Raw genomic sequence first — 4,413 nt, forward strand, 5'->3', positions numbered from 1 at the left:
AGCCGGCCAAGGCCACGGCGGTTTCGGGCGCGCGCGTTCGCTCGCCGCCATAGCGGGCGGTGGCGATCGGCGCATCGGGATCGTCGGCGGGGGCGGACGCGGAGGGACCGCCGGCCAAGGTCAGGGTCTGGTTGAATTCTTCGGGCGCATGAGTCGACAGGGCCGTCGCCGTCGTCCCCGCGATCGCGAGGCCGGCCGCCGCCAGCAGACATCCGAGCGCGACGCGTCGCATCTCGTCCAGCTCCCCATTCCCCTGACGTCGAGGTTAATGACGTCCACACACCCTGTATAGACATCCCGCGTGACAGCCCTTGCGCGCAAGGGGAAATCATTTCGCGTCGAAGGGGTTTCAGTGACCCGGTTTGGGTTCGAAGGAGCGCTTTTCCTTCAGTTTGACGCACGCCTCGTCGGGCTTTCGGCCGTGCTGAGGCTTGGGCTCGCACTTGGGAAAGCAGACGTTCCGCATAGGGTCCTGGTTCTGAAAGCCGCTGGTCATGGCTTTTCCTCCCGCACGCTATTAACCTTAATTTATCACGCCGCAGGGCTGGTTTCGTTGATCAATCGCACATCCACGGAGACGTGAAGACGCGAGGAGCCGGGGTCGCCCAGGATCGCGCCCGACACCGGCAGGGCCTGGGCGGGCGTGCGCGTGGCGGCGACCCGAATGAGGTCGGAGGACTCGGCCAGGCCGTTCGTCGGATCGAACTCCAGCCAGCCCAGGTCGGGCAGGAACACCTCGCACCAGGCATGGGTGGCGCCCGCCCCCCGGATCGCCGCGCCGGGCGAGTGGATGTAGCCGGTGGCGAACAGGGCCGCGTAGCCCAGGCGGCGCAGGGCCTCGACCATCAGCCAGGCCAGGTCGCGGCAGGCGCCGCCGCGCGCCTGCAAGGTCTCGACGGGGCTCCTTACCCCTTCTTCCTCGCGCGCTTGGTATTCGAACTGCTGGTGGATCAGCGTGTTGACGCGCAGCAGGAAGGCCAGGGCCGGCTCGTCGCGATGCGCGTGCAGGCCGCGCAGCCAGCGCAGCAGCACCGCGTCCGGATCGTCGGTGACCGGCGCGATGAACGGTTCGAGCGTCGCGCGGTCCTCGCGCGAATAGACGATCGGGGTCAGGGTGTCCGGGTTCTCGACCCGCTGCGGGGCCAGAGGGGCGGGGTAGCGGTCGATGACCAGCTCGCTGGCCACCCGCATGGCGTCGGCCTGGCCCGTCGGCTGAAACAGGCAGACGCAGTTGCCGTTGGCGTCGTAGCTCCAGCGGGTCTGGCCGGGCGGAAACAGGCGCAAGCTGGCCTCGACGATCCGCAGGGCGTGACTGTCGCGCGGCCGGATCAGCAGCCGCTGCGGGCCGAACCGCACCGGGCGCTCGTAATAGTACCGCGTCTCGTGAAAAATGCGCAGCCGTCCCATGCCGAAGCCAGAACGCCTCCGGCCAGGGGCGGTTCCTGTCTCCCTAGGCTAGGAAGCCAGCCTCGGCGAATTCCAGCATCCGGCCCAGCAGCGCCATCACGTCCGACTCGCTGGTCTGACCCTCCGACAGCACGTTCAGGCGGTCGAACTCGGCGAAGCGGTTGTTGTGCAACATGCCCAGCGTGAAGTGCAGCCGCCAGTAGACGTCTTCCGGCGACAGGTCCGGGCGGGCCTTGAGCAGGGCGTCGGAGAAGCGGCGCAGGTGCGAGACGTCGGTCTTCAGCACGTTGCGGATCTCGTCGGTGCCCTCGCTTCGGGCGCGGATTAGGAACTGCAGCGAGATGCGGCGCTCGTGGTCCGGCGCCAGCCAGCGCAGGGGCGGGGTCAGCAGGGCGGCCAGGATCTCGCGCAGCGGCGGATCGCCGGCGTTACGGTCGTTGGCCTCGTGCAGCATCTTGGCCCGCTCGCGATTGAGCTCGGCCGTCCGCCGCTTGAAGATCTCGAACAGCAGGGCGTCCTTGGAGCCGAAATGATAGTTCACCGAGGCCAGGTTGACGCCCGCCGCCGCGGTGATGTCGCGCACCGAGACGTTCTGGAAGCCGTGCAGCGCGAACAGGCGCTCGGCGGCGACGAAGACCAGGTTCTTGGTGGCGGCCTCGGTTTCGGCCGCTTCTACTTCGTGCGAGGCGGCGGCGTCGGTGGTCGGACTCACTTAGTATTCCCCTTTACCCATGGGGAACTCTTACGACTGTTCGAATTTGGCGCAAGCGTCAAGATCGCCGCTGAGCGGTGTGCTAGAGCGTGATAGCCGAAAGTATGAGCGGTTTCGGCGGTTATCACGCTCTAAATGTTTGATTTAGAGCCTTATTTTCCGCTCGAACGATTCCATTCGAGCGGATAAGGCTCTAGCCGGCGATGGTCGCCGGGCGGGCGCTCATCCGGCCCTTCAGGGCCTGGCGCAGCAGCGGCCGGGCGATCGCCGCGGTAAGGATCAACGGCGCCAGCAGCAGGGCCAGGGCCTTGCGTCGTTTGCTGTCGGCGCGCTTGAGGAAGTAGCGCACCAGGCCCTTGCCCTTGTGCCACTCGATGACCAGCGGGTTCTCGCGGCTGGTCGAGCCGACATGGACGATTCGGGCGTTGGGCTGGAACAGCACGCTTCCGCCATGCTTCCGGGCCCGCCAGCACAGGTCGATGTCCTCGACGTGCAGGAAGAAGCCCTCGTCAAAGCCGCCCAGCAAATGAAAGTCGCGCGCCGTCATGTAGAAGCAGGCGCCCGAGATCGTAGGGGTGTCCACCGGGTAGGACGGCGGGGGCTCGTCCTCCCGGTGGATCTCGAAGCGGCGCAGCGGGGGCAGGGTGGCGCTAAGCTTCGAGAGGCTGAGCAGGGTCGTGACGGGCGTGATCTCGCCGCGTCGCGCGCCCCGCTGTTCTGTTCCGTCGAGATTGAAGACCCGCGCCCCGACCACGCAGGGGGAGGGACGATCGCGGGCGGCGTCGACCAGGGCCGCGACCGCGCCGGGGGTCAGAAAGGCGTCGGGATTGAGGAACACCAGGTCCTCGCCCTTGGCGGCCGCGGCGCCCAGATTAGCGGCGCGGGCGAAGCCGATATTGCCCAGGCCGCGCAGCAGGCGCACGCGCGGCTCGCGACGCGAAAGCTCGCGCAGCCAGGCGGCGTCGACGGGAGTCGAACCGTTGTCGACGATGATGAACTCGTCCACGGCCGGCTCCGCCAGGACGTGGCGGACGCTTTCTATCAGCGCCGGGCCGGTCATGTAGACCACCATGATCAGCGACAGGCGCGGGGCGCGGAGGTCCGGGGCCGCGGCGAGGGCATGGGCGGGATCGATCGAGACGTACATGCTCTGGGTCCTCGGCCGCGCCGCGTCGGCTTTGCCGGGTGCTGCGTTAAAGGTAGTTTCATAAAAACTGTAGTTGCGTCTTTCTCCGTTCGCAAGAGGCCTTTCAACCTCAAGAACCGATTGTTGCGTTTTAATGTAATGTGTAACAACTAGCGGGCGCCCACGCGGGGCGCGGAGTCTGGCTTACCGATGTCACGAACGGCGATGAACCCGGCCAAGGCCGCGCTCACCAAGTCCCTTCGCCGCGAGGCGGGGCGGTGGCTGAAGAGCGCGCGCGAGGCCGCGGGCCTGACCCAGGCCGAACTGGCCGAGCGCATGGGGCTTCGCTACTACACCTTCGTCTCGCAGGTGGAGAACGGCCTGGGCCGCGTGCCGATCGAGACCCAGGCGATCTGGGCGCGGACCCTGGGCCTGGACCCGGGCCCCTTCGCCCGCACCCTGCTGCGCTATTACGAACCCGAACTCCACCGTCTGCTGTTCGAGGACGGCGTCGACGCGGGCGACGCGCCGTTGGCGGCCCAGGCCTGACGCCGTCATGGGAGAGGTCCTAGCCTTCGCCCCCCGGTCGCCCGCCGGCGACTGGAGCCCCAACGAGCGGGGCCTGCTGATGCTGCTCACCCAGCAGCTGTCGGCCAGCTATGGCGAGGTCGATGGCGTCTTTGGCCAGACCGACTCTGGCGATCCCTGGTACGTCGTCACCGACGCCAACCAGGACGTTCTGGTCCACATCGCCCGCATCGACGGGCAGTTCGTGGTGCACGACGCGGCGCTGGACATGTTCCACCAGGTCGGCAGCCTGTGGAGCGCGCTGCGTCAGGTGATGTCCGGCGGCGCGCCCAGCGACCCGAACGCGGTGGTGGTCTCTTTCAATCCCGCCAGCCGCGAGGCTCAGTCGTTCCTGTCGCTGGTCGTCGCGGTCGGCCTCTATCTGGAAATGCGCGGCGTCGATGTGGGCGGGGCGGGCCGGCTGAACTTCGACAATCTGCCGCGCGCCGACGATCCGATGATGCAGGCCGTGGCGGCCAAGCTGGTCGCGGCGCTCAATCTCGAGGCCGAGCGCGGCCAGACCCACGCGGCCGCGCCGAGCGTCGCCCCGGCCGAGGTTCCCGCCGCGCCGGTCAAGCCGCAGGCGCTTCACGCCATCGCG

The 4,413-nt window shown here is 67.9% G+C and carries 4 protein-coding genes and 2 pseudogenes; 2 read left to right on the forward strand and 4 right to left on the reverse strand.

The window, feature by feature from the left end:
• The 4 genes and pseudogenes from FCU40_RS22555 to FCU40_RS22570 form a co-directional block, all read right to left on the reverse strand.
• A pseudogene (locus tag FCU40_RS22555) lies at positions 1-232 on the reverse strand (hypothetical protein); the annotation flags it as partial.
• A gap of 299 nt (positions 233-531) precedes the next feature.
• Complete coding sequence (locus tag FCU40_RS22560) at positions 532-1,407, reverse strand: transglutaminase family protein (RefSeq protein WP_168078036.1); 876 nt, start codon at positions 1,405-1,407, stop codon at positions 532-534.
• Positions 1,408-1,450: 43 nt separating this feature from the next.
• A complete protein-coding gene (locus tag FCU40_RS22565) occupies positions 1,451-2,119 on the reverse strand; it encodes a TetR/AcrR family transcriptional regulator (protein ID WP_004618348.1) in 669 nt (222 codons plus the stop codon).
• A gap of 193 nt (positions 2,120-2,312) precedes the next feature.
• The gene (locus FCU40_RS22570; RefSeq protein ID WP_168078038.1) at positions 2,313-3,266 is read right to left on the reverse strand and encodes a glycosyltransferase family 2 protein; all 954 of its coding nucleotides are present in this window, start codon (positions 3,264-3,266) and stop codon (positions 2,313-2,315) included.
• 189 nt (positions 3,267-3,455) lie between these two features.
• On the opposite strand from FCU40_RS22570, the gene FCU40_RS22575 reads away from it, so the two are divergent.
• Both FCU40_RS22575 and FCU40_RS22580 read left to right on the forward strand, forming a co-directional pair.
• Positions 3,456-3,794 carry a helix-turn-helix transcriptional regulator gene (locus tag FCU40_RS22575; RefSeq protein WP_004618351.1) on the forward strand — a complete coding sequence of 113 codons (339 nt, stop codon included), beginning with the start codon at positions 3,456-3,458 and terminating at the stop codon, positions 3,792-3,794.
• 7 nt (positions 3,795-3,801) lie between these two features.
• Positions 3,802-4,413 (forward strand): annotated as a pseudogene (locus FCU40_RS22580) (calcium-binding protein); the annotation flags it as partial.

This window comes from Caulobacter sp. SSI4214 (assembly GCF_012184455.1).
GTDB classification, from domain to species: Bacteria; Pseudomonadota; Alphaproteobacteria; order Caulobacterales; family Caulobacteraceae; genus Caulobacter; species Caulobacter vibrioides_E.

Coding starts and splice junctions, on each gene's coding strand:
- FCU40_RS22560 (WP_168078036.1), bottom strand. CDS start 1,407: ATGGGACGGCTGCGCATTTTTCACGAGACGCGGTACTATTACGAGCGC.
- FCU40_RS22575 (WP_004618351.1), top strand. CDS start 3,456: ATGTCACGAACGGCGATGAACCCGGCCAAGGCCGCGCTCACCAAGTCC.
- FCU40_RS22570 (WP_168078038.1), bottom strand. CDS start 3,266: ATGTACGTCTCGATCGATCCCGCCCATGCCCTCGCCGCGGCCCCGGAC.